Consider the following 26,662-nt stretch of genomic DNA (forward strand, 5'->3'; position numbering starts at 1 on the left):
GCCTGCGATGACGGTGTGTCAGCCACTATTGTATTGGCTGATCCACCGTCATCGCAGGCAAGCCAGCTCCCACAATAAATTTTTAGGGGGTGGGAAGCAGCATTTCAAAATCAGTTCGCCATCCGCACACCACCGCTCAACTCATACGCCACCAACTCCGCCTGGTGCGCCGCCAGAATTTCCGGCAACGAACCGCGCAGGTATTCCACCCAGGTCTTGATCTTCGCATCCAGGTATTGGCGCGAAGGATAGATGGCGTACAGGTTCAATTCCTGGGACCGGTAGGTCGGCATCACCCGCACCAGTGTGCCGTTGCGCAGCCCTTCGATGGCGGCGTACACCGGCAGCAGGCCGACGCCCATGCCGCTGGTGATCGCGGTTTTCATCGCATCGGCCGAGTTAACCAGGAAAGGCGAGCTGTTGATCGCCACGCTTTCCTGGCCTTCAGGGCCGTTGAAGGTCCATTTGTCCAGCTGTACCACCGGGCTGACCAGGCGCAGGCACGCATGGTTGAGCAAGTCCTGTGGCCGCTGTGCGCAGCCCTTGGCCTTGACGTAGTCCGGCGAGGCGCAGGCGATGCTGTAGGTGATGCCCAGGCGCTGGGAAACGAAACCTGAGTCCGGCAGTTCGCTGGCCAGCACGATGGACACGTCGTAGCCCTCGTCGAGCAAATCCGGCACGCGGTTGGCCAGGGTCAGGTCGAAGGTCACGTCGGGATGGGTGCGGCGATAGCGGGCAATGGCGTCAATAACGAAATGCTGGCCGATGCCGGTCATGGTGTGCACTTTCAACTGCCCGGCCGGGCGCGCATGGGCGTCACTGGCTTCGGCCTCGGCCTCCTCGACATAGGCGAGGATCTGCTCGCAGCGCAGCAAATAGCGTTTGCCGGCTTCGGTCAGCGCGATGCGCCGGGTGGTGCGGTTGAGCAAGCGGGTTTGCAGGTGGGCCTCAAGGTTGGAGACCGCGCGCGAGACGTTGGCCGTGGTGGTGTCCAGTTGCACGGCGGCGGCGGTGAAGCTGCCGGCTTCGGCCACACAACTGAAGGCGCGCATGTTTTGCAAAGTGTCCATGGAGTGTTCTCAAGGGAGATAGCAAATTGTGACAGAAAGTTACGCTTTCAGTGATCCCTACCAACGGATTATCGCCTGAACGGTAACAAAGATTCACAGGAATGCCAGCTTATCGTCCTCCCTGGCGCCGCCTAGAATTGCGCCACCTCTCCCGCAACACCCTCTCAGGAATTCGCTTGCCGTGCCGCGTCGCATCAGCAGAGAGCTGAAGACTCTCAGTGTTTGGGCCTTAACGTCAGTCATCAGCGGTTGCATCGGAACCGGAGGAATCGCCCCGCAAGGCCAGGCGATCAACGCCAATACCCTGGCCACCGACGCCGCGATCCAGAGCGCCGCCCGCGACGCCCACTGGCCTACCGCCCAATGGTGGCAGGCCTACGGCGACCCGCAGCTCAACCGTTGGGTCGAACTCGCCACCCGCAACAGCCCCAGCCTGGCCGTGGCCGCCGCCCGTGTACGGCAAGCCCGAGCGCTGGCCGGGGTGGCCGAGTCGGCCGAGTCGCTGCAGATCAACAGCGACACCACCCTCAAGCGCCACAACTGGCCGAAGGATCAGTTCTACGGTCCTGGCGAATTGAGCGGCGCCAACACCTGGGACAACAATTCGTCCCTGGGCCTGAGCTACGCCCTCGACCTGTGGGGCCGGGAAAGCAACACGACCGAACGTGCGGTCGACCTGGCGCACATGAGCGCCGCCGAAGCGCGCCTGGCCCAACTCGAACTGCAAAACAACGTGGTGCGCGCCTATATCCAGCTGTCGTTGCAGTACGCCAACCGTGACGTCGCGGCCGCCACTCTGGCCCAGCAACAGCAGATCCTGGACCTGGCCAATAAACGCCTGGCCGCCGGGATCGGCACTCACTTTGACGTCAGCCAGGCTGAAACGCCGCTGCCGGAAACCCATCGCCAACTGGATGCCCTGGACGAGGAAATCGCCCTGAGCCGTAACCAACTGGCGGCGTTGGCCGGCAAAGGCCCGGGGGAGGGCGCGCAATTGCAGCGCCCGACCCTGGCCCTCGCCGCGCCGTTGAAATTGCCCTCCAGCCTGCCGGCGCAATTGCTCGGCCAACGCCCGGATGTGGTTGCAAGCCGCTGGCAGGTAGCAGCCCAGGCACGGGGTATCGATGTGGCTCATGCAGGCTTCTATCCCAACGTCGACCTGGTCGGCAGCCTTGGCTACATGGCCACTGGGGGCGGCATGCTGGAATTCCTGGCTGGGAAGAAATTCAACTACAGCGTCGGCCCGGCGATCACCTTGCCGATCTTCGACGGCGGCCGCCTGCGTGCGCAATTGGGGGAAGCCAGTGCCGGCTACGACATCGCGGTGGCCCAGTACAACCAGACCCTGGTCAATGCGCTCAAGGGCATCAGCGACCAGTTGATCCGCCGCGAGTCCATGGACAAACAGTCGGCCTTCGCCGCGCAGTCGGTGGCCTCGGCGCAGAAAACCTACGACATCGCCATGGTCGCCTATCAACGTGGCCTCACTGACTACCTCAACGTGCTCAACGCCCAAACCTTGTTGTTTCGCCAGCAGCAGATCGAACAACAGGTGCAGGCGGCACGCCTCAGCGCCCATGCCGAGCTGGTGACCGCCTTGGGCGGCGGCCTCGGTGCTGGCGATGATGTGCCCACGGCTGCCAAGACACTCCCAAGCAAGACTCCGGCGGCGCTCGCCGTGTTTGATCACTGAGTAGGCCTTGATGACTCCCTTGCCTGCACCGCTGCGCTGGCTGCATTCCCTTGAGTGGCGCCGTGGTTTTTTCGACTGGGCGCGCAGTGATGGCGTGACCTGGGTGTATATCTTCAAAGTGCTGGTCGCTGCGTTCCTGACGCTGTGGCTGGCCATGCGCCTGGAACTGCCGCAACCGCGCACAGCGATGATCACCGTATTTATCGTGATGCAGCCCCAGAGCGGCCAGGTGTTCGCCAAGAGTTTCTACCGTTTCCTAGGGACCTTGGCAGGCTCGGCGGTGATGGTGCTGTTGATCGCCTTGTTTGCGCAGAACACCGAACTGTTCCTGGGGGCGCTGGCGATCTGGGTCGGCATTTGCACCGCCGGTGCCACGCGCAACCGCAACTTTCGCGCCTATGGGTTCGTGCTCGCCGGCTACACCGCGGCGATGGTCGGCCTGCCGGCCCTGGCCCACCCGGACGGCGCCTTCATGGCGGCGGTGTGGCGGGTGCTGGAAATTTCTCTGGGGATACTGTGCTCGACACTGGTCAGCGCCGCCATCCTGCCGCAGACCTCCAGCGCCGCCATGCGCAACGCGCTGTACCAGCGCTTCGGTGTGTTCGCGCTGTTCGTGACTGACGGCCTGCGCGGGCGCAGCCAGCGCGAAGGCTTCGAGGCCAGCAACGTGCGCTTTATTGCCGAAGCCGTGGGCCTGGAAGGCTTGCGTAGCGTCACCGTGTTTGAGGACCCGCACATGCGTCGGCGCAACGGGCGGCTCAGTCGCCTCAACAGCGAATTCATGAGCATCACCACACGCTTCAACGCCTTGCACCAATTGCTCGAACGCTTGCGCGCCGATGAGGCCGACCATGTGGTGGCAGCGATCAAACCCGGCCTGCAAGACCTGGCCGAAGTGCTCGACAGCTTCTCTGGCCGCGCCCTCACCAGCCCCGATGCCGCGCGCCTGGTCAACCAACTGAGCGCCTACAAGGACGGCCTGCCCGCCAAGGTGCGCAGCCTGCGGGCGAGCTTCCAGGAGGGCAACCCGACGGACGCCGAGCAGTTGGATTTCCACACTGCCTACGAGCTGCTGTACCGTTTCGTCGACGACCTGCACAACTACGCGCAAACCCACGCGTCCCTGGCCGAGCATCGCCATGCGCGGGAGGATTGGCACGAAGCCTACACGCCAAAGACCAACTGGTTGGCCTGTGCCGCTGCCGGGGTGCGCGCCTCGTTTATCCTGGTTGTGCTGGGCAGTTACTGGGTGGCCACTGCCTGGCCCAGCGGCGCCACCATGACCCTGATCGCGGCGGCCACGGTGGGCCTGTCTGCTGCCACGCCCAACCCCAAGCGCATGGCGTTCCAGATGGCCTGCGGCACCTTGATCGGCGCCTTGGTCGGCTTTGTCGAAATGTTCTTCGTGTTCCCCTGGATCGACGGTTTCCCGCTGCTGTGCGTGATGCTCGCGCCGGTGATCATCTTCGGGGCCTTTCTGTCTTCACGCCCGCAATACGCCGGTGTGGGTGTGGGCCTGTTGATCTTCTTCAGCACCGGCTCGGTGCCGGACAACCTTACGGTCTACAACCCTTACACCTTTATCAACGACTACATCGCCATGGTCATTGGCATGCTGGTGTGCGCGGCGGCGGGGGCGATCATCCTGCCGCCCAACAGCCGCTGGTTGTGGCGCCGCCTGGAGCAAGACCTGCGTGAGCAAGTGGTGTATGCCATCAGCGGCAAGCTCAAGGGCCTGGCGTCGAGCTTTGAAAGCCGCACCCGCGACCTGCTGCACCAGGCGTATGGCCTCGCGGCCGGCGAGCCGCAGGTGCAGCGCGATTTGCTGCGCTGGATGTTCGTGGTGCTGGAGGTCGGCCACGCGATCATCGAGCTGCGCAAGGAGCAGGCGATTTTGCCGGTGCACCCGGCGTATGCCGAATCGCAGCCGTGGCGCCAAGCGATCCGCGTGATGGGGCGCTCGCTGGTGCGGCTGTTCCTGCAACCCAGCGCCAGCAACCTGGAGCGCGGGTTGATTGCCGTCGACCATGCGATCAGCCGTGTGCAGGCCACCGACGAACCCTTCGCCCCGCACTTCGACACCTCGGCCCTGCGCCGTGTGAAGAGCTACCTGCACTTTATTCGCACCTCGTTGCTCGACCCGCAATCGCCTCTGGCCGCCCTCAAAGGAGCCCCGAATGCCTCGTGAAATTGCATTCCACGGCATCTATATGCCGACCATGACCCTGATGTTCTTGATCGCAGCCGGGCTGGCCTGGGCGATTGATCGCTTCCTGGCCGGGTTCGACCTGTACCGTTTCTTCTGGCACCCGGCGCTGCTGCGCCTGAGCCTGTTCGCTTGCCTGTTCGGCGCCCTGGCGCTGAGCGTCTACCGTTGAGAATGCCCCGATGAAAAAGTTTTTCAGCCTGCTCGCCACCTTGCTGGTTCTGGCGTTGGCGATCTGGATTGGCCGCACGTTGTGGGTGCACTACATGCAAACGCCGTGGACCCGCGATGGTCGGGTGCGCGCCGACATTATCAATGTGGCGGCTGACGTCACCGGCGAAGTGGTGGACGTACCGGTACGCGATAACCAGTTGGTGAAAAAAGGCGACCTGCTGATGCAGATCGACCCCGAGCACTACCGCATTGCCGTCAAGCAAGCGCAATCGCTGGTGGCCTCCCGCAAGGCCACCTGGGAAATGCGCAAGGTCAACGCGCACCGCCGCGCCGACCTCGACGCCCTGGTGATCTCCAAGGAAAACCGCGACGACGCCAGCAACATCGCCGACTCGGCCCTGGCCGATTATCAGCACGCCCTGGCGCAACTGGAGGCCGCCGAACTCAACTTGAAACGCACGCGAGTGCTGGCGGCGGTGGACGGTTATGTCACCAACCTCAACGTGCACCGTGGCGACTATGCGCGTATCGGCGAAGCGAAGATGGCTGTGGTGGATATGAATTCGTTCTGGGTGTATGGCTTCTTCGAAGAAACCAAACTGCCCCACGTGAAGGTGGGCGACAAAGCCGATATGCAATTGATGAGCGGCGAGACCTTGAAGGGCCATGTGGAAAGCATCTCGCGCGGCATCTACGACCGCGACAACCCCGAGAGCCGTGAACTGATCGCCGATGTGAACCCGACCTTCAACTGGGTGCGCTTGGCCCAGCGTGTGCCGGTGCGGATTCACATTGATGAAATGCCGGAGGGCGTGTTGTTGGCGGCCGGGATTACCTGCACGGTGATCGTCAACCCAACACAAAACTAAAAAATGTGGGAGGGGCAAGCCCTAATGCCAGTCAGTCAAGGCTTTTGTAGGAGCGAGCTTGCTCGCGAAAAACTCATAGGCGCCGCGTTCATTCAGGAAGCACGCGTTATCGTTGAGGTTTTTCGCGAGCAAGCTCGCTCCTACAGTGGGCGATGTAAGCCCCCTCATACATCTAGACCCGCGTCAGGCTTTGATAAAGGTCTCATGCAAGTGCCGCCACAGCAGCGTGCCACTGGCCTGTTTCTCGAACACCACTGTGGCGCGGCGGTCGGTCTGGGTGCCACTGTCGTCAATCTGATGCTCGCGATACGTGACCGTCGCGCCGCGTGCGTGACGATCAATCCCGGTCATTTCGCTCAAGGTGATTTTCAACCCCGGACGCATCCCGCCCAGGCGCGTGAACAAGGCATTGACCCCGGCCGTGTTGACCCGCGTACCGGTGGCGGGCGCCACCATGCTGAACTCGGGTGAGAAGCGCGCCAGCAGATTTTCCAGCGTGCCCTCAGGCGCAACGCCGGCAAACCATTGTTCGATCTCGACGTGGGTCTGGATCACTTCTTCAAAAAAATCGCTGTAGTCAATCATGCTTGGGCTCGCTGCAAGGGTGAAGCAGCGCGCGTACCCTGGAAGCATCCAGGCGCAACACTGCGAAAAGCGGCAACAGGGTCAGAGCTGCCGCCATCGTGAAGGTAATCGCGAAGGAATCCAAGGCCGACAGTACTGCACTGAGCACGGCGGCGCCCACGCAGAAACTCACTTGCCGGTTCATGTTCCACAACGCGCTGGCGTGGCCCATGCGCTCGGCGGGAATATCCAGAAAGGCCAGGGTTTGTGCGGTGCTGCTGCACAAGCTGCCGCCCAGGCCCATCAAGACGTAGGCCGCAATAATCAGCGTCGGCTCGTTGAGCAGCAGGATACCGCCGCATTGCAGCGCCATGCCGGCCAGTAACAAGGGTTTGGGGCCAAAGCGATTGAAGAGTCGCTTGCTCAGGTAGATCGCCACGGCCGAGGCCAGTGCCCACGGCAGCATGAGCGCGCCGGTCTGGGTGGCGTCATACTCCAGGCCACGCACGTAGAGGATGGCGATCAGGCTGGTGCCGATAAATACCCCCGGAATACACAGGTAAACCAGCATTGCCACGCGCAGCATCGGGCTGGCGGCTTGTTTGAACACACTGCACAGGTCCAGGGGCGGGCGCTCGGTTAAAGGCACATCGGGTTTTATCCACAGCAGCGCCAGCAGCAGGGTCACTAGCGCCAGAGGCAGGTTGGCGTAGAAAATCCAACGCCAGGACAGGCTGTCGACAATCACCCCGCCCAACGCCGGGGACAGCGCTGGCACCAGCAACGCCACCGACATCACCCGCGCTGTCAATTGGCTACGCTCGACCGCCGGAAAGTGTCGGTAAGCCATGGCTTGCCCCACCGGAATCAGTAAGCCGCCGCCGAGCCCCTGCAAGGCGCGCCAAGCTATCAACGCTTCGATGGAGCCGGCCTGGCCGACCATCACCGAGGCGCCGGCAAACAGCAGCAGGCTGGTAGCGATCAGGGTGCGCTCGCCCATGAGCGCCGCCAACCACACACTCAAGGGAATGATCACTGTCAGCCCGAGCATGTAGGCATTGCTGATCCACGCCAACTGGGTGACCGAGGCTTGCAGTTCGCGGGCGATATCCGGGTAGGCGACGGTGGCGACAAACATGTTCACCAGGTCCAGGGCAAAGCCCAACAAAAAGATCCAGGCGACTTTCGAGCGGTAGGTCATGAACGCGTTCCTGCGAGTGGAGCCGGCAGGGTAGGCCGCACGCAGGGTTTGGGATACGTCGGTTTGCCTGCTAGTTTGTCAAAAATATTTTGACAAAGGAGGGCGTTCACCATGGTCAGCCTGGACCGTTTTGACACTTTCAAGGCCGTGGTCGAGGCCGGCTCGCTCACCGCTGCCGCGGACCTGCTGGGCCAGACTCGCGCCGTGGTCAGCTTCAACCTCAAGCGCCTGGAAGCGGAACTCGGCGTCACCCTGCTGACCCGCAACACCCGCCAACTGGCACTGACCGACGCGGGTGAGCGCTTCTACCTGCGCTGCACGCGCATGCTTGAAGAGGCCCGCCTGGCGGTAGAAGAAGCCCGCAGTGAACATGCCCAGCTCAAAGGCACCCTGCGTATCACCACCACTGTCGAATATGCCCTGGCTGTAGTTGCTCCGGCGGTAGAAGCCTTTCGACGCCTGCACCCGGACCTGAATATCCACTTATCCACATCCTCCACCCACGCCGATCTGATCTCCGAGCGTTTTGACGTGGCGATTCGGCTGGGGCGCTTGCTGGACTCCAATCACCGCGCAGTGCAGTTGTCCACATTCGACGTGTTCGCCGTCGCGGCGCCGCAGTTTGCCGCAGTTCAAACCCTGGCTGAGTTGGAGCAGTTGCCCAGGCTGGGCCACGGCCGCTTGAGCGAACTGAGCGTCACCGACCCGGCAGGTCTCGAACACCCTTATCGAGCCGGCCCGTCAGCCTTGGTGGCCGACAGCGCGGCGGTCCTTCAGGCATTTGCGGTGCGCGGCCACGGTGTGGCGGTTTTACCGCAATGGTTGGTGCAGAGGGATGTCGACGCGGGACGCTTGGTGCGCCTGTTGGCGGACCACCGCTTTGCCCCGCAAGGGGTTTACGCGATGTATCCGGACACGCGGCATTTGCCGCTGAAGGTGCGGGCGTTTATTGATTTCATGAAACCTTAGAGCCTACCGCCCAAGCCAAAGCGCTTCTTCAGCACCTTCTCCAGCAACCCCTTGGGCAACAGCGCCGCCATCAACGGTAACGCGCGGCTGCCGTTGCCCGAACGCAACAGGCGCGGCGGTTGCGCTTGCTGCACCGCCTTGAGCACGTCTGCAGCAAACTCACTGGCCGGGGTTGGCTTGTCCTGGGACGCTTGGCTGCGTGCACGAATGCCCTCGCGCAATGGCCACCATGGCGACTGTTCCTGGATCAGTAACTCGGCCTGGGCGCCGGCATTCTTCGCAAAGCTTGTATTGATCGCACCGGGCTGCACTTCCATCACCCGCACGCCAAACGGTGCCAGCTCCATGCGCAGGGCGTCGCTCAACGCATGCACGGCGGCTTTGGATGCGCAGTAGGCGCCGGCGAACGGCGTCACCAATACGCCGGAAACACTGCCGATATTCACCACCAGGCCCTTGCTGCGACGCAAGGCAGGGAACAGCGCCTGGGTCACGCCGACGATGGAAAACACATTGGTTTCGAATTGGCGTTGCATCGCCTCGGTACCGCCGTCGAGCAACGGGCCCATGGCGCCGTAGCCGGCGTTGTTGACCAGTACATCCAGCTCGCTCAATTGCCCGGCCAGGAGTTGTAAAGCGGCGCTGTCATTGACGTCCAACTGCACAGCATTGAAGCCTGCGGCCGCGAGGGCGGCGACGTCATCGGGTTGGCGGGCGCTGGCCCATACCTCGAAGCCTGCGGCTTTGAACGCGTCGGCGAGGGCGCGGCCGATGCCGCTGGAGCAACCGGTGATCAGTACGTTGGGCATGGGTCCATCCTTTGTCAGTCCGAGAAACTGCCTTGCAGGTGCTCGGCGCGAAATTCCAGGGTTTGTGGGCGATAGCCGGGGCGCAGCGGCGGGGTGGGCAGGCAGTCATCCCAGGTGGCGCCCGCCTGCAACTCGCCGGGGCCGCGATAGCGTGGGGCGGCGTAGACATTGTCGGCCAGGTTGACCGTATCGCCCGGTGCGTAGGCGGCCACGCGCCAGCGCAGTTCGGTGAGCGGTACATCGTTGCCGTTGTTGAGGGTCAGTTTGAGCGGTCGGTCGGCGGGGCAGTCTTGCGGCGCGTAGGTGATGCGCAACTCAAGACGCGCCAGTTGTGACGCTTCGCGATTGTCCAGCCATACCACCCAAACCGCGACAAACCCCAGGCCGACGGCAGCGGCCAACGATACCGGCAGCGCCTTGGCCGGGTAGCGCAGCAGCAGGATCAGCCAGGTGATGATCAGGAGAACGCCGAAGAACATGGAGACCACCTCGAATAGGGAACGAGCATCCTAACTTAAGCGTAGGCGGGATGGGTTAGCTTGAGCATTGTGCTGGCCGCACGGACGCCATCGCAGGCAAGCCAGCTCCCACAGGTTGACCCTATTCCAAGGGTGTACCCGGTCAAACTATGGGAGTGGGCTCGCCCGCGATGACTGACTTACTGAGCACAAGCATCGGCCTGCAAGCCATCAATGCAAGCTTCCACCAGAGCCAAGCCAGTTTCCGCCAACGGCAGGCTCGCCCAATTCAGGCAACTCGGGTGTTCGGCCGTTCCTCAGGCACCGTTCGTCGCTACTGTCAGAGTTCACAGGTTCTTTATTTTTTAGAACCACTCAGTTTGTTGGACATAGCGGTGTATCTCTACCTGAGGGAATGCGTGGGCATGGACAACGACTCGAGAACTGACCGTCTGCTTCTTACGTTGGTCAACGAGCCCGAACGGCAAGTGGGCCTGGAAAAAGTCAGCTTCATCACCGCGATGCAGCAATTGGGCATGGCGTCGGTGTTCGACATCATCGCCCAACCCAAGCCCCACTTCGTCCAACGCCTGGGTGAGATCTGCGAGGCGGATGGCGAGGTGGCCTATGACAATGCCATGTGCTATGCGGTGCAGATCGGTCGGCTGTACCGTGAACACCAGGTATCCAACGGCAGAACCCAGTACCAGGGCCAGCAGACCGGTGTGCGTGCGCTGGTCGATGTCGGGCCGAGTTTCCCGAACCTGTTCAAGGAAAACTGGGATGAGTTCTGCAAAGTGGGCGCGATGGCGGCGGTCGATTCGCCGGTGGCCTACCTCAGCGCTCAATATCGTTTCGCTACGCGCACCCTGGAAGGCTCCGGCCAGGGTGATCGGCCCAAGATTCTGTTGAGGACTCGGCGGCCCGATCTGGAGGGGTTGATCATTGACCAGCAAAGCACCTTTACCCCCAGACCGATGCTGGAGTTAGTCAATGAGATACTTATGGCCGACATCGCCCGGTACCGGACAGGAAAGCCGGATGCCAACAAGCCGATTTACGACGTACTGGCCGAGCGGCGCTATCCGTTCATGTTTCCGTATTACTACCCTCACCACCAATGCCGATTGGGGCTGGCCGAAAAGAAGCTTGAGTTGGGGGAGTTGAACTACCGTATCAGCTTGCAGTTGCCCATCAGCCAAAGGGGCTTGAACGATTATGGCGTGGTGCAGAACACTGCAGCGCAAGCGCAACTGTTGATGTCGGGGTTAAGCCCACAGCAACAGCAACTGTTGATCGAACCTTCATTGTTCACCACGTTTTATCTATCGAAGGCTCAGCTGACGCAGACCTGGGCAGGGCCGGGGACTTCTCATCTGAGTCCGCATTCGGCCATCAGGATTGCTTTACTGATATCCCCACAGTCAAGCCTGAAGTCTGTTGTGCCTCAGGCAGAAACCTTAGTCAACCAAGGGAAATTGACGAGCACGGCAACGATTGAATTCTCGGGGCCTGACGATACTAAACGAGAGGGTCTTTTCTGGATTAATTCTGGGACGCCGTTATATGCGAACACGGCTAATATTTGGACGCCTAATTATCTTCACCCCGCGAATACCTCAACAATCTGCACAGTTATCCGCTGGGGGGGAGAAGAACCGTTTCCTATCGAACCGGGCTATCGAGCCTCATTTACTGTCACCACCACCACGGGCACTACCACTAGGCCCGTTTCACTGGCGGTACTCAGCTTCACCATTGTCCTGGATGAGTACGTGACATGGACGGCCGAGCAGCAGGAGTTTTTTCAGCGCAGTTACGGTCTCCAAGGTATTGGCCACCTTGACAACCCACTGGTGCAGCTCGAGACCTTCATGCAACGTTCGGAGCTGGATGCCGAGCAGGTCGAGGCGCTTTTATCCCAGCGTCAGCATTTCCCCCACGTGTCTCCCAATTGCCCCAGCGGCAACCCACAATGGACGGGGGGCAATGGCGTCGGCAAGGCATACCCGCACGCCTCTCACTATGGCGCGTGTTATGTCAACGGCCATGGCAGCGAGCGTTATGACAGTGTTGTGCCTGCTACCGTTGTCTCGACGTGTGCGGACCAGTTCGACAATTCCATGGGCCTCAAGGAAACCACGCTCGGTAGCCGCACGGTCTGGTACCTGACTAAAACGTCCCCTCAACGGTTTGACCGCCTGCAACGCATGATTCGTCTGCAGCGCTGGCTGAAGAAAGACCTGGGTATGGACATGTCCTATGCCGAGCTGGACACGCTGCTCATTTGCGCCATCCGCAGCGAGGGTGAACACAACCTGACCATGGACCTGAACACCAATACCCTGCGGGTCTTGGGTGTTTATCGTTATTTCAGCCGACGTTATGGCATCAAACCCGAAGAATTTGCGGCGTTCCTCCACGATCTCACGCCTTACGCCACGGGTGACAAGGTGCCGCTGTTTGACCAAGTCTTTAACCCTGCTGCGCTGTTCGATACGCCGTTGGAACTCAATAGAGCCGCCTTTAATGTCAGTGGGACAGACGCTGCGAACAAAAAAATCGTCGCACAACTCTGTGCCGCGCTCGGCCTTGAGCCTACAGAGTCATCGCTTTCTCGCTTGGCCAACCAAACGAAGGATTTTGTTGGGCCGTTACTCCGCGACCTTGGCACCCTGTCCTCGCTCTACCGTCAGGCGCGTATTCCGCAAATGTTTGGCTTGTCGCCGGAGGAAGGCTGGGGCCTGGTGGATATGCTGGGGGGGCTGGAGTACCAGCGATTACTCTGTACCGGGCGCCTGCTACAACCCTCATTGTCGTCCCTCAGGCCATGGTCGTTGACTGCGCAGGGCGCCAGCGATATGAGCATCAGGCTGGTGCTGGTGGTTGATGCCGCGCATGAAGGTACCTTATTGCGTCTGCTGCCAGGTTCAGCCTTGTTTGTGCTGGCGGGGACCGACTTTGCATCAGCAGCTGGCACGCGGGTGTTTACCCTGGAACGGCAGCCCCAGCATTCAGACGAAGAAAACTTCGTGCGCAATCCTGACGGCAGCGCGCTTACGCTTGAACCGTTGAGCGCTGGTGGGACGTTGTCGCTCAGCGGCAAGCGCCTTTCAAGGACAGCTTGGGAGGTAATAACCAGCCAACCGTCTTCAGTTCACCACCTGCAAGTAAAGTGCGGCACGCTGCCTAAAAGACACCTACCGACCGTAGAGGCTTGGGAAGAGGATGCAATGGCGCCCGCGCCTGACGTTCTCGATGTGTTGATGCAGATGGATTGGGCCGTGAATTGGCTCAAGGACAGCAAGCAAAGTGTTACCGGGGTACGCCGCGCGTTGGGCCTGGAGCCTGGAGATTACCTGCCCCCCCAAGGCTTGGTGGACCGCTTGGGCATATTGGCCGCCGCGACGCGAGAGGTATTGATTACCGATGAGCAGATCTCGGCGCTGAATCTGCCTGTTTATGAACGGCCCAAGTCCGCTGCCGCACGAGAGCCCATCAAATGGCGCGAAGTGCTGCAGTATTTGCTGGACCCGCAGGGGCTGGTGAGGCCTGTTCCGCTCACAGGTCTCGAAGACCCCCATCATTACTTGCAAGAAGCGATTAACTATCGAGTGGGGCAGTTGAACCTCTTCCCTCACGAGCGCGAGCAGAGCGTGGCGAAGCTTGCCGACATGTTACTGGCCGGCCATGACCGCCAACTGCGGCTGATCGAAGGTTTGGCACAAGAAATGATCAACCTGCCGATGGACCGCACCCAAGTTGTACTGCGTTGGGCACAGACCTCGGTACACGCCCTGTTGTCAGCGGTGTTGGGGCTGGCTACCGCAGCCGCCACTGACTCATTGATCAATCAACTCGAGCGTGTATTGCGTCATGGGACAGTGGTGATGGACCTGCGGTTGAGCACCAGTGCCTTGCGTGTGTTTTTGCTTAATCCGCAATGGCTGGGAGTTCCGGGTAGAAATCTGGAGTTGAACCTCAAGAGCTTCTACCTGCTGAGCCGCTACAGTCAGTGGTTTCATGGCCAAAGCCAGGCGGAGGAGGCATTGCTGGGTTATTTCATCGCGGCCAACCCCGGAAAAACAGCGCTCAAAAACAAAACATTGCGCGCTGCAGTCAGCGACCAGGCCGCTTCCGTTTTGGCCAGGCTGTTGGGGTGGCGGCAGGACGACGTGCATGAGCTTTTCCAACTGCTGGCGCAAAAGCGCGCCTGCTCCATGGCCGACATCGACTGGATCCTGCGCAGCCAAGCCACCTGTGCCGCCAGCGGCCTGGCTGCGGCGGACTTGCTCAGGGCCACAGCCCTGCACGGCGACAGTACGGGTGTGGCCTGGCAAGCGGTAGGCAATGCGGTCATGGCTGCCCGGCGCTGAGCGCCTGCGCACTTTTACGATGAATAAGGAGCGAGCATGTCCAGCTCAATCGATAGCCAGCTCAACGAAACCCTGCGCGATGCCCTGGTGGCCTACTATCTGGATGAGGTGGTACCGAACGCAGCGGAGTTTGTCGACGCCCAGTTGAGCGACAAAATCAAGACCGCCAACGACCTCTACCAATACAAGCTGCTGGATGTGCAGGTCAGCCAGGCCGTGCCCACCAGCCCGGTGGCCTCGGCCATCGCCAGTATTCAGCAGTACATCAATGCCGCGCTGATGGGCATGGAGCCGGGCTATGAAACCAAAGTGATGGAAGATCACCTGATCAGGCAGTGGCGCGAGATCGACTGCCAATACCCCATCTGGGCGGCCAACCAGCAGTTGAGCTATTACCCGGAACTGTATATCGACCCCTCGTTGCGCCTGACCAAATCCAAGTATTTCCAGCAACTGGAAAACGACCTCAATCAGAACAAGATCGAGATCGACACCACTCAGGAAGCGGTGCTGTCTTATCTGGCGAGCTTTGAGGAAGTGGCCAACCTGACGATTATCAATGGATACATCAATACCACTGATTTCAAGAATGGCATGTATTACTTTATCGGCAAGTCCCGGGCCGAGAGTGTGTACTACTGGCGCTCGGTGGATATGTCCCAGCGTACTTACATGAACCTCAACGGCACGGATCCCAACCGGCCAAAGTTCGATTATCCGCAGCCGGGGGCGTGGTCAGACTGGCACAAGGCTAACTTGCCGATTTCGGCCAGTGCGATTGAGCGCACCATCAGGCCAGTGTTGTTCAATAACCGCCTGTTTGTATTGTGGGTGGAGTGCGTGGATAACAACCCTGCTCAGATGACGGTTGAAGAAGGTTATCTCCCAGGTGGTACCCCCATACCGCCAGATCCGGGTTCACCGGTTATCAAAGTACACAGTAACCCGATGTTGCGCTTGAACATGGTCTACAAGAAGTACGACGACAGTTGGAGTATGCCGCAAACCGTCATTGAAGCCTGGAGTGAGTCACCGTTGTTCAAGACTACGGACTTGGCGGAGCAGGTTGAGAGCATTGCCGTGGCCGACAGTTCGACAATGCCGGAGTCGATGTTTGTGGCGATGTATATGGGGTATACCGCAGGTAATGCGACGGATGGTGCGGCGGATCAATATGCGTTTCTAAAAACGGCAATGATCGATAAAAATTTTAATGTAACGGCGCTGTTTCCCAATCGTGGGTATGTGCCCAGTATCGGAACTCGAAAGGAGATCAAGGCACCCCATGTCTTGAGGGTGGGAAGGTTATTTGCTCAGGATAATAAAGGCCGGTTTCAGTTCAAAGTGCCTGAGCTTAGTATAGCGCTGAAAAGTGTCGAGTCGCATCGGCCGCATCAAGAGCTGGATAACTGGAATTTTGAAGAGAGGCAGGTTTCGATTGTTAGCCCTTCCCGTGGAGATGATGTTACTTATGATAAGTCTACAGGGGAAGTGTTCTTTAAATCTAAAATATCAGCTGTATTTTCAAAGCCTCCTGATGTGACGTTTTCTATAACGGCTTTTGATTCGGAGACGCAAGATAGATATAAGCTTGAAATGGTTTTGCCCGCAAACCAAACGACGGGCTATGAGACGCTTTTGAACGGTTCTAGAATTCAAGTGTTGAGTGGTTCGCAGTTTAGTGGTGGGGGGAGGTGTAGGGTTAGTTTGATATCTTCTCGTACTAATGGATACGTTGGAAGCGGGTTATTGTCTTATTTCTTGCGTGACACATATGATACTCATTATTGTACTCTTGGTCTGCCGGATGCAAATGGTTTTATATCAATATCTTCTAAGATTGCTGTGCTGGTGCGTGATTATTTGATGCACACCGGTTTAGTATTAAAAACAGTGCAGACGGATTGGCCTGCTGGATTCCGTCACGCTGAGGTCCAGGAGTTTATAAGGCCCCCTACTTATGTTTTTCAGCACGTTATTCTGCGACCTCTGAATCTGAGTGATCCGATGGCAGCTAATCCTGGCGCGGCGTCACTTTGGCACTCCGGTGGATTCGCAGTAATAAATCCACCCGACACCCATACATTAAAGCTCCCCATTAACCCTGAAACCCTGTTGCCTGACTGGCCGGGAGCCTGGCCCATCGGCTCAAAAAAAATTCCGATTATCCATGGTATCAAGGTGTTCAACGGTACCACCTGGCAGGTTTTGGGACATGCCCTGAAAATGACCTACGTAGAACTGGAGCTTGTCGCGCAAGTCACCACACCGCTGATCGCCCCTCGCATCAACACCCGTGCCAGCCCAACTCTGGGCATCGCCGAATTCATCGATTTCACCAACTCTGGCATCAAGCTAAACGATGCCGGCACCGCTCCACGCCAACCCATCCGCATGAATACATTGTTTGCACGCGAGTTGATCAACCGCGCCAATATCGCCCTGGAAAACCTGCTGTCCTGGGATACTCAGCTCCTTGAAGAGCCCCCTCTCAATCCACCAGCGGCCATTAACCAGATGGATTTTCACGGTGCCAACGGCTTGTATTTCTGGGAGTTGTTCCTGCACCTGCCTTTCATGGTCAGCCACCGTCTGAACCAGGAGCAAAACTTCGAAGGCGCCGAACAGTGGCTGGGCTTTATCTTCGACCCTTCGCGCAAAAAAGACGAGAAGGGCCGTCCGGCCTACTGGAACGTACGGCCTTTGATGGATGACCCGGTAGAAATGGACTACGTGTCTCGCAAACCCGCCGATCCGGACGGTATCGCTAGCAGCCACCCGGTGCGCTATCGCAAGGCGATCTACATGTTCTACATCAAGAACCTGCTGGACCGGGGTGACGCCGCCTACCGGCAACTGACCCCCGACAGCCTCGTAGCGGCCAAGCTGTGGTACGTGCGCGTGCTTGACCTGCTGGGGCCGCGCCCTGATATCAACGTGGTGGACCATTGGCAACCGATCCCCCTGAAAACCCTGAGCGACGCCACCAACTCAAAATTGCGCGAGTTCGAACAGCGCCTGATCCGGCAGGACCAACTACGCGAAGAGAGTGCCGCGGCCAACGATGGCGAGTCGCTCTACCACTTCGCCGAACCGCCGCTGTACCTGCGCACTTTCGCGCCCGACCCTACCCTGCTTGATCTGGATAACAGATACCTGCGCTTGCCCTTCAACCGTGAGTTGGTCCAGAACTGGGATACCGCCGAGGCGCGCCTGGACAACCTGCGTAACAACCGTACGCTGGACGGCAAGCCGCTGATGCTGCCCTTGTTTGCCGCCCCCTTGAACCCGCGCGATCTGCTGGCGGCGTTCGGTCAGGGCGCGGCCTCCGGTGGTGCCGCGCGGTTGTTGGCCCAGGAGGTGCCACCTTATCGCTACAGTGTGATGCACAACCGTGCCAGCAGTGCTGTGGAAACCCTGATCCAATTTGGCAATACGTTGTTGTCATTGATCGAGCGCAAGGAACAGGCGCAACTGCAGGAGCTGCAATACCACCAGGCTTGGGAGTTCGCCCAATTTGCGGTGGACCTTCAGCAGCAGGCACAAAAGATCGACCTTGAGCAGAAAAAAGCGCTGGAGGCGAGTAAGGCACTGGCTCAGGGACGCCTGGATTTCTACCGTAAGTTGGCCGATGAAGTGGTGAATGCCGGTGAAAAAGCTGCTGCAGCGCTGCACTTGGAAGGGCGGGTGTTGGACAACATCAGTCAGGTGGCCAATGCCGTTGGCAGTGGCCTGAAGGCCCCCCCCAATTCGGTTGGCGGCGGCGGCGGGGCTCACGCGGGTTTGACTAATGGTGTTGTTGCCGTAGGGTCCTCCGGGGGGTGGCGCCTGGAGGGCGTTGCCGAAATGGTCAGTGCCTATTCTTCAGCCAGGGCCGCGATGCTCCATACCATTGCGGAGGCGACGGACCGCGCTGAAAACTTCCGCCGCCGCCACCAGGAATGGATGCAAGCCCGTGACCAAGCCACGCTGGAAATTGCCCAGATCGAGGCACAAATGCAGGTGCTTGAAGCACAGGCCCGCGCCACCACCCTGCAATTGAACCAGGCCCGCGTCGCCCAGGATCAGGCGTTGGCCAGCTATGATTTTCTGCGCACCCGTTTTAGCAATGCGCAACTCTATCAATGGCTCAACGGCCAGTTCGCGACCTTCTATTACCAGGCCTACGATGCCACCTTGGCGCTGTGCCTGGCCGCCGAAGCCTGTTGGCAATTTGAACTCGCCGACTTCAGCACGCGCTTTATTCAGGCGGGCGTCTGGAAGGACAGCTACCGAGGCTTGAGCGCCGGCGAGGCGTTGAAGTTGTCCTTATTGAAAATGGATTCGGCGTACCTGAGTCGCAATGAACGACGGCTGGAGATCACCAAGACGGTGTCCCTGCGCCAACTCAAGGACAAGGATCCGACCTCCGCCATCAATCAGGACTGGGACACCATCAAGCTTGGCCTGATAGACAACTGCCGCGTCGATTTCCAGCTGACGCAGCCCATGTTCGACAGCAATTACCCTGGGCATAGCGTGCGCCGGATCAAACGTATCAGCGTGTCGTTGCCTGTGGTCCTGGGGCCCTACGAAGACATTCACGCCACCTTGACCCAAACCTACAGTGCCGTGCAGATAGGCGACACCCTCAAGGAAAACCTGCGGGCCAGCCAGCAAATCGTTTTGTCTGGCGGGGTGGATGACGATGGGCTGTTCACTTTCAGTTTCGACGATGAGCGTTATTTGCCCTTTGAGGGTACGGGCGCTATTTCAAGCTGGGCGTTGGAATTCACCTCGACTGACGTTGCGGCGCGGAACCGCCTGTTCGAATCGCTGACCGACATCATCCTTAAGCTGCACTACACGGCCAAGGCTGGCTAGGAGGAGGCATAGTGAACCATGACGAGTCGCTGCAAATCGCCGCGCCGTCCCTGCCCAAGGGCGGTGGCGCCATCCAGAGTATCGGCAACGGCCTGGGACCGGTCGGTATCAGCGGTGGTGCATCGTTCGAGCTGCCCTTGCCAATCTCCCCCGGGCGGGGTTTTGCCCCGGACCTGACGCTGGGTTACAGCAGCACCAACGGCAACAGCTCGTTCGGAATAGGCTGGGGCAAGACGCCCAATGCGATCACTCGACGAACGTCCACAGCGGTGCCGGCGTATACCGATGAAGACGTGATCCTGGGGCCGGATGGGGAGCCCTGGATGCCGGAACGCAACCCGATGACGGGTACAGAGGTTTCAAGGGTCGAGACGGCCTATAACGGCTTGCCGGTGGGGCCTTACACCGTTGTACGCTACTGGCCTCGCACCGAACGCGCATTTGCACTGATCGAGCATTGGTCCGATACCGACGACCCGGGGGGGTTCTGGCTGATTCACAGCGCGGACGGCAATCTGCACCTGTACGGCAAAACCGCTGCTTCACGACGTGCCGACCCGGATGTCGATGCGCGTGTGGGGGAGTGGCTGCTCGAAGAAAGCCTCAACCCGCGTGGCGAGCACATTGTCTACCATTATCAGGCCGACGATCACGCAGGTGCCCAGCGTTACTTGAGCAAGGTGCTTTACGGCAATGCCCTCGCCGATGACCAGCTGTATGCGTGGCGCGTTGAGGCTGGGCAAGGCGTGCTATGGCACTTTCATCTGGTGTTCGACCATGGTGAGCGTCCTACTGCCCTCATGACCGCTCCTCCTTATGAGGCTACCCAGGCATGGCCTGGGCGCAGCGACCCGTTCTCCAGCTATGCCTATGGTTTTGAGCTCAGGACGTGGCAACTGTGTCGGCAGGTGCTGATGTTCCACTGCTTTCCCGATGAGCCAGACATGGGGCCGGCGCCCGTGCTGGTGCGCCGACTACTGCTTGAATATCGGCCATCGTCACTGGGTTATAGCCTGCTGCATGCGGCCCATGAACAAGCCATTGACCGGGCTGGGAAGGTACAGAGTCGGCCACCGTTGGAGTTCATCTATAACGCGTTCGAGCTCGCACCGGATCCCCGGCGCTATCAGCCATTTGAAACAGTGCCGGGTCTTGACGACGGCCAGCGTTATCACTTTGTCGACCTGTACGGCGAAGGTTTTCCGGGCATTTTGTATTCTGACGATAAAGCCTGGTACTACCGCGCGCCTATGCGGGCCGAGGCGGCGAGCCACCCCGACGAAGTGGCCTATGACGATTGGCATGAGTTGCCAGAGATTCCGATAGCCGACCGCCTGCAGGCACCCCGACAGTTTTTAAGCGACCTCACTGGTGATGGCTGCCTTGAATGGGTCGTAGCCCAGCCTGGGCTGTGTGGTTTTTTTACCTGCAACCCGGACCGCAGTTGGTCGAGCTTCGCGACCGTGGATGCCTTCCCTCACGAGTTTTTCCATCCTCAGGGGCAATTGGCCAATCTGATGGGGGGCGGCTTGTCTGACCTGGCGATGATCGGCCCGCGCAGCGTACGTTTGTATGCCAACCAGCGGCAAGCGGGGTTTGCCCCCGCCACCCAGGTTAAGCGCAAGGAAGGCGAGGATGATCTGCCGTTGATCAGTAACGCCGCCACCGAGTTGGTCGCCTTCAGTGACGTGCTCGGCAGCGGCCAGCAGCATCTGATCCGCATCCGCCACGACCGGCTTGAATGCTGGCCCAACCTGGGGCGAGGCCGCTTTGGTAAAGGGTTCAGGTTCAGCACGCTGGGTTTTGCTTATGACGAGTTCGATGCATCGCGGGTCTTGCTCGCGGATCTGGACGGCTCCGGTGCCGCAGACCTGATCTACTTGAAAGCCGAGTGCGCGCTGGTGTTCATGAACCGTTGTGGCAACGGCTTTGACGACGCCGTCGAGCTTCCTTGGCCCAAAAACTTTCGCTATGACAGATTTTGCCGGGTGAGTACCGCTGACTTGCAAGGGCTGGGTTGCTCCAGCCTGGTGTTGACGGTGCCGCATATGTCGCCCATGCATTGGCGGTATGACTTTGTCGCAGCCAAACCCTATTTGTTATGTGCCACCAATAACAACCAAGGCGCCGCCGCGAGCGTGAAATATCGCAGTTCGGCCCAGGAGTGGCTGGATGAAAAGCAGCAATTGCTCGCCAGCGATCAACCGGCCGTGTGTCGTTTACCTTTCCCCGTGCCGGTGGTGAGTGAGCAGGTTCAATGTGACGAAATCACGGGCAATCGGCTGACGCAACGGTTCGAATATCGAAAAGGTTTTTACGACGGACAGGTACGAACGTTTCGAGGTTTTGCCCTGCTCCTGGCGACTGATACCGACACTGCTGCCGAGGCATCACGGGAGTCGGGTTTCAGTGAGCCGGTATTGCGCAAGACCTGGTTTCATGTCGGACAAGTGATCGACCCAGCGTGCGATGAGTATTTCAACGGCGATCTGGCCGCTCACCCCTTGGGAGCAACCTTGCTTAGCCATTATCACGAAGCCGACGGTGTCGATGAACTTGTCGTACCCCAGGCCGATGAGTTGCCTGGCATGCTCCAAGCACTGGCAGGCCAGGTATTGCGTGTGGAAACCTATGGAGGGCGCAACGCAGGCGACGTCCCCTATAGCGTCGAGCAAAACCGCTACCTGGTACGCGTGCTGGATCGGCCAGTAGGCGGTCAATTCGCACCTTACAAGGTGATGCTGGCGTTATCGTTGGAGTCGATCGCCTACCAGTACGAGCAACAGGTCGATGACCCGCAGTGCCAGCACGGGATCAACCTGCGCTGGGATGCCTTTGGCAGCCTGACCCATGGCGTCAGGGTCAGTTATGCCCGGCGCCTGACGGCCCAGGATGATCCGGCCTGCCAGGTGGACCCGAATGAAATCACACCGCAGAAACGCTGGTGGTGTGATGCCCATGATTCGGCGCAGCAGGTTTACTACCTGAGTGAAAGCCTGGCGCGGTTTATTCACCTGACACACCCACAGGGCTGGCGCCTGGCCCTGCCTTTTCAGCAACGTGACAACGCGCTGGTGCTGGGTAAGGGCTCTGGTCCCAACGGCTTGCAACCCGACGCGATCAGCTATGAAGCCTTTATCGCGCAAACCGCCGCAAACCCCTTGAATCCCCAAGCTCAGCGAACACTGGTGGGGCAGTCGGTGCAGCGCTACCGGGACTTGTCCGGGGTTCACCCCTTACCGGATGGAGAGGCCATGTTCCTGGCCTTGGCCGATGAGTTGGAAATTGCCGAGCTGGATGAGGCAGCGCTCAAGGCGTACGACTTGCTGCGCAATGACGAGGGTGAAATGCCGTTTGACCTGGAGCAAAAACTCCTGGAGGTCGGGTACCACAAAATGCGCCTGGTTCTGCCGTCCATCGACGGGGCGCAAGCGCCATTGTGGTCGGTCAAGCGCGGTTTCAATACCTACGCCGGCCTCGCGGGTTTCTATAACGTCATCACCGTGCAGCAAACCCGCAGTCATGGTGTGACCCATCTGAGTTACGACCCCTATGGCTGCCTGAATACTCGGGTACGCCTACCTGACGGCTGTGAGACGCGTGTGGATTCGATTGACTATCGCTTGCTGCAACCGGCGCGCATTATCGACCCCAATCAAAACACTCAGGAGGTGCTTTACGGGGCATTCGGCCAGGTGATCGCCACCAGTTTTTTCGGCACCGAACGTGGTCAACCCGTGGGCTTTGCGTCGCTCGATGACTACCGTCCTCCACTCGGCGGCACACCTGGCCAAATCATTGATGCACCGGCCGCGGCGTTGCAGGATGCCGCCACTGCGCACTTTGCCGACCCGTTCAGTTGGATGGGCCGAGTGCCTGACGCCGACCTGCAGGATCGCCAATGGCTGGACGAATGCGTAGCGCAGGGCGACTTGCTACCCAGCGGGCATATTCGTGTGTCGGCCCGTTTGCTCTCGCCATCCGATGCATTGACGCCCGCGCGACAACGCCTGTTGAGCTTGATCCCTCAGGTGCGCCGCGAGCCTGTTCACGCCGTTACCTTGCAGGCTGATCGCTACCCGCTCGATCCGGAAAAACAAATCCGCGTCGCCTTGAGCTGTTGGGACGGTTTCGGTCGCGCCTTGCAGAGCAAGCAAAAGGTCGAGCGCGGTTATGCCTACCATGTACAGGAAGATGGCTCGTTGGCGCTTGACGGCAATTGTCGGCCGGTGACGGTACAGGATGTTGAGCGCTGGCGGGTCAGCGAGCGGGTCGAGTACAACAACAAGGGGCTGATTGTGCGCATCTACAGGCCCTATTTTGCCGATCATCATCGCTACATCAACGATGTCAGCTTCAGGCAACACGGTTACAGCGACCGACAATTCTATGACCCGTTGGGCCGTCCTACTCGTACCGTCCTCGCCAAGGAGGACTACCTGCGGCGTCATACCTACTGGCCTTGGTACAGCATTTACGAGGATGAAAACGACACCTATGAAGAGGTGATGGCGATGAAAGAGGCCCGGGGGAAGACATTGCAATGACCGCCCTTGCGCTGCACCGGCAGACCCCAGGCCTGAGTGTGAGCGACCCTCGCGGGCTGACGGTGCGCACGGTGCGCTATTGGCGTGAGAGTGGGCGGGAGCAGGCGCAGGCAAGGAGCAGTCGTAGTGGCTTCGACGGTGCGGGCCGAGTCGTGGCCGAGTGGGACCCGCGTTTGGTGGAGCGGGCCAACCTGACGCAGGTTTACTCGCTTGGCAGCAAGGTACTGAGCTCCCACAGCGTTGATGCAGGATGGCGTGTCAGCCTGTTCACGCAGGCGGCTGAACAGGTGCAAGCGTGGGACGCTCGCGGTAATGAGCGACAGGTTGAATACGATAGTTTGCTAAGGCCTGTGGCGGTGTTCGAGCAAGCTGCGTGCGTCGAACGTCATCACTACGCCGATGCGTCGCCGCACTTTGCCGCGCACAACCAATGCGGCCAGTTGATCCGCCACGACACTCCGGCTGGAACGCAGCATTTCAATGAGTTCGGCTTGACCGGCGCGGTGCTGGAACAGTATCAACACTTTCTGCAAAGCCTGGATATGCCCGATTGGCCACTGCCCCTTAATGAGCGGGATGATTTGCTTGAGCAAGCAGCCGGTGCTCGCAGTACTTTGCAGTTCAACCCGGTGGGCAATGTGCTGGAGCAAACCGATGCGCAGGGTAATCGGCAGCGTTTCAATCACACCATCGACGGCCGATTGCGCGAGGCCTGGCTGCAGCTGAAAAACGCGACCGCCGCGCAGCGGCTGGTACATGACATTCACTACAACGCTCAAGGACAGATAGAACAGCAAACGGCAGGCAACCAGGTCACCAGTCGGTTTGATTACTGCCCGAAAGACGGGCGATTGAACCGTCTGAGCGCTGCCGGGCCTAGCGACGAACCGCTACAGGATTTGCACTACGTCTATGACCCGGTGGGCAATATCCTTAGCCTTGAAGACAAGGCCCTGCCGGTGCGCTTCTTTGCCAACCAACGCATCGAGCCGATCAACCGCTATACCTACGACAGTCTTTACCAGTTGATCGAAGCCACCGGCTGGGAGGCCGGCAGCGCTAATCGCGGGCCTGCTCATCTCGAGGATCCGGCTGCCGTGGCTAACTATCGTCAAACCTATCGTTATGACGCCGCAGGTAATCTGTTGGAGCTGATCCACCACGGCCCACAGCAACATGGGCGTGTGTTGACGGCGGCCAAGCACAGTAATCGCTGCCTGCCTGAGGTGGAGGGGAGACCACCGACCGAAGCGGAGATCTCCGAAGGCTTCGATGCCAACGGCAACCTGTTGGTGTTGGATCGGGGCCGCACACTCAGTTGGGATGTACGTAATCAACTGAGCCACGTGCATACCGTAGAGCGAACGTTGTGCCTGGATGACACCGAGCGCTACGTCTACGGTGCCGACGGCATGCGTCAGCGCAAGGTGCGCACAGCACAAACCAACGCCCGCACGGTGATCAGCGAGACGTGCTATTTACCCGGTCTGGAAACCCGCACGATTGATGACGAAAAACTGTATGTCGTCACTGTTCAGGCCGGCCGCACCACGGTGCAGGTGTTGCACTGGGAGGGCGCGGTGCCGCGTCAACTGGCCAATGATCAATACCGCTACAACCTGAACGATCATTTGGGGTCCTGCTCGCTGGAGCTGGACAGTGAAGCGCGGATCATCAGCCGCGAGACTTATCATCCGTTTGGCAGTACGGCGTTCACTGAGAGGGGAGACTCGAGCGAGCAGAGTTATCGCACGTTGCGTTATTCGGGTAAGGAGCGGGATGCGACCGGCCTTTATTATTACGGTCTGCGCTATTACATGCCCAGGTTTCAGCGCTGGATTAACCCGGACCCCGTGGGCGTCAGTGATGGTTTAAATGTATTCGCCTTTCTAGGCGGTAATCCCATTGGTTATCGAGACGCTGTGGGTGAGAAGCGCGAGCCGGTGAATAAAGATATCCACTTGATATGGGTGGGCGAGTCAGCGGAAGCGTTGGCGGCGCATGTCAGCAATATTAATAATACTGTCGAGCAGGCGAGCGGGTATAAAGTTCATCTTTATCTTGAGTCAGGTAACGAGGATGCATTTGCGAATGTCCTACAGGATCTTAAAGTTCATAATGTTGTCTATTTGAGAGAGGAGAAGCTCTTCAGGAAATTCAAAAAAAGTCCAGTGGGGGCTATTTATAAAGACTTCAGGTCGGGAGATCCAAAAAACTTTGCGTTTGCGGTGGATACGCTACGGCCCTATTTGGTTCGCAAGAAAGGAGGGCTCTACTCCGATGTCGATGACCAGTATCTCGGTGCTGAGAGTGAAGGGCACGAGCGCCTGGGCGATACGACGCTTTATGCAAGACCCGACGAAATAATCACAAACTCACCTGTTCGGGTGCCTTGGGAAAATAGGGGCTCCAGAAATGCGGTGCTGATAAACAATAGCTCGTTTGCGGCGCATGCTGGAAACAAAACACTGAAGCATATCGAGAAAGAAATGGTCGTGCGTTATAAAGAAGTTGTTAAGTCTGAAGAGTATACGGATGGTCACGGTCGCATCGGAGCCGGGATACTCGAGTTGGAAACACCTGAGCGAATAAAGTTAATGAGTTCGATGGTAGGTCCAAAGGTGTTTAGCTCGATCATAAGAGAATATGATAGTGAGGCTGATGATATCGTTCGTCAGGCTATATTGGTCGAGTCGGGAGGCGACGTTCAGGGCTTTAATGATCGTAGAAATGAAAAGATGCCGCTTAGACGCTTCATTAAGGTAGGTAGTGCAAACTCTTGGAAATAAAATCCCCATGAGCGCTATTAACCACGAACTTCGAACGGAGATGGCCGGTGTGAAATGAATTTTATGTCGGCAAT

At 59.1% G+C, this 26,662-nt stretch carries 14 protein-coding genes; 9 read left to right on the forward strand and 5 right to left on the reverse strand.

Going from position 1 to position 26,662, the window contains the following annotated elements:
- Positions 1 to 110: 110 nt before the first annotated feature.
- On the reverse strand, positions 111 to 1,070 hold the full coding sequence (locus tag GIV26_RS24110) for a LysR family transcriptional regulator (RefSeq protein ID WP_034126355.1): 960 nt from the start codon (positions 1,068 to 1,070) through the stop codon (positions 111 to 113).
- Between the two features lie 181 nt (positions 1,071 to 1,251).
- On the opposite strand from GIV26_RS24110, the gene GIV26_RS24115 reads away from it, so the two are divergent.
- The 4 genes from GIV26_RS24115 to GIV26_RS24130 are packed head-to-tail and all read left to right on the forward strand — an operon-like array spanning position 1,252 to position 6,012.
- Positions 1,252 to 2,763, forward strand: a complete 1,512-nt coding sequence (locus GIV26_RS24115) for an efflux transporter outer membrane subunit (RefSeq protein WP_089041358.1) — start codon at positions 1,252 to 1,254, stop codon at positions 2,761 to 2,763.
- Positions 2,764 to 2,773: 10 nt separating this feature from the next.
- Positions 2,774 to 4,951, forward strand: a complete 2,178-nt coding sequence (locus GIV26_RS24120; RefSeq protein ID WP_072447117.1) for an FUSC family protein — start codon at positions 2,774 to 2,776, stop codon at positions 4,949 to 4,951.
- Entirely contained in the window at positions 4,941 to 5,141 is a 201-nt protein-coding gene (locus GIV26_RS24125) for a DUF1656 domain-containing protein (RefSeq protein ID WP_005784982.1), read from the forward strand. Before GIV26_RS24120 ends, GIV26_RS24125 begins: the two co-directional genes overlap by 11 nt.
- Positions 5,142 to 5,151: 10 nt before the next feature.
- The gene (locus GIV26_RS24130) at positions 5,152 to 6,012 is read left to right on the forward strand and encodes an efflux RND transporter periplasmic adaptor subunit (protein ID WP_054898824.1); all 861 of its coding nucleotides are present in this window, start codon (positions 5,152 to 5,154) and stop codon (positions 6,010 to 6,012) included.
- A gap of 183 nt (positions 6,013 to 6,195) precedes the next feature.
- On the opposite strand, the gene GIV26_RS24135 is transcribed toward GIV26_RS24130, so the two are convergent.
- Both GIV26_RS24135 and GIV26_RS24140 read right to left on the reverse strand, forming a co-directional pair.
- Positions 6,196 to 6,597 carry a hypothetical protein gene (locus GIV26_RS24135; RefSeq protein WP_054898825.1) on the reverse strand — a complete coding sequence of 134 codons (402 nt, stop codon included), beginning with the start codon at positions 6,595 to 6,597 and terminating at the stop codon, positions 6,196 to 6,198.
- Positions 6,590 to 7,777: an MFS transporter gene (locus GIV26_RS24140; RefSeq protein WP_236282488.1), complete on the reverse strand. Its 1,188-nt coding sequence runs from the start codon at positions 7,775 to 7,777 to the stop codon at positions 6,590 to 6,592. Before GIV26_RS24140 ends, GIV26_RS24135 begins: the two co-directional genes overlap by 8 nt.
- 111 nt (positions 7,778 to 7,888) lie before the next feature.
- On the opposite strand from GIV26_RS24140, the gene GIV26_RS24145 reads away from it, so the two are divergent.
- A complete protein-coding gene (locus GIV26_RS24145) occupies positions 7,889 to 8,746 on the forward strand; it encodes a LysR family transcriptional regulator (RefSeq protein WP_054898827.1) in 858 nt (285 codons plus the stop codon).
- On the opposite strand, the gene GIV26_RS24150 is transcribed toward GIV26_RS24145, so the two are convergent.
- On the reverse strand, positions 8,743 to 9,555 hold the full coding sequence (locus GIV26_RS24150; protein WP_057976901.1) for an SDR family oxidoreductase: 813 nt from the start codon (positions 9,553 to 9,555) through the stop codon (positions 8,743 to 8,745). The two genes, GIV26_RS24145 and GIV26_RS24150, sit on opposite strands and share 4 nt — an antisense overlap.
- Positions 9,556 to 9,569: 14 nt before the next feature.
- A complete protein-coding gene (locus tag GIV26_RS24155; protein WP_034126362.1) occupies positions 9,570 to 10,034 on the reverse strand; it encodes a hypothetical protein in 465 nt (154 codons plus the stop codon).
- Positions 10,035 to 10,204: 170 nt separating this feature from the next.
- Here GIV26_RS24155 and GIV26_RS24160 point away from each other — a divergent pair, with 170 nt between their 5' ends.
- The 4 genes from GIV26_RS24160 to GIV26_RS24175 are packed head-to-tail and all read left to right on the forward strand — an operon-like array spanning position 10,205 to position 26,588.
- Complete coding sequence (locus GIV26_RS24160; RefSeq protein ID WP_236282490.1) at positions 10,205 to 14,389, forward strand: Tc toxin subunit A; 4,185 nt, start codon at positions 10,205 to 10,207, stop codon at positions 14,387 to 14,389.
- Between the two features lie 36 nt (positions 14,390 to 14,425).
- Entirely contained in the window at positions 14,426 to 19,252 is a 4,827-nt protein-coding gene (locus GIV26_RS24165; RefSeq protein WP_236282492.1) for a neuraminidase-like domain-containing protein, read from the forward strand.
- Between the two features lie 11 nt (positions 19,253 to 19,263).
- On the forward strand, positions 19,264 to 23,799 hold the full coding sequence (locus GIV26_RS24170; RefSeq protein ID WP_236282494.1) for a SpvB/TcaC N-terminal domain-containing protein: 4,536 nt from the start codon (positions 19,264 to 19,266) through the stop codon (positions 23,797 to 23,799).
- The gene (locus GIV26_RS24175) at positions 23,796 to 26,588 is read left to right on the forward strand and encodes an RHS repeat-associated core domain-containing protein (protein ID WP_236282496.1); all 2,793 of its coding nucleotides are present in this window, start codon (positions 23,796 to 23,798) and stop codon (positions 26,586 to 26,588) included. Before GIV26_RS24170 ends, GIV26_RS24175 begins: the two co-directional genes overlap by 4 nt.
- Positions 26,589 to 26,662 lie beyond the last annotated feature (74 nt).

The sequence above is a fragment of the Pseudomonas sp. PA-1-3F genome (assembly GCF_021609665.1).
GTDB lineage: Bacteria > Pseudomonadota > Gammaproteobacteria > Pseudomonadales > Pseudomonadaceae > Aquipseudomonas > Aquipseudomonas paracarnis.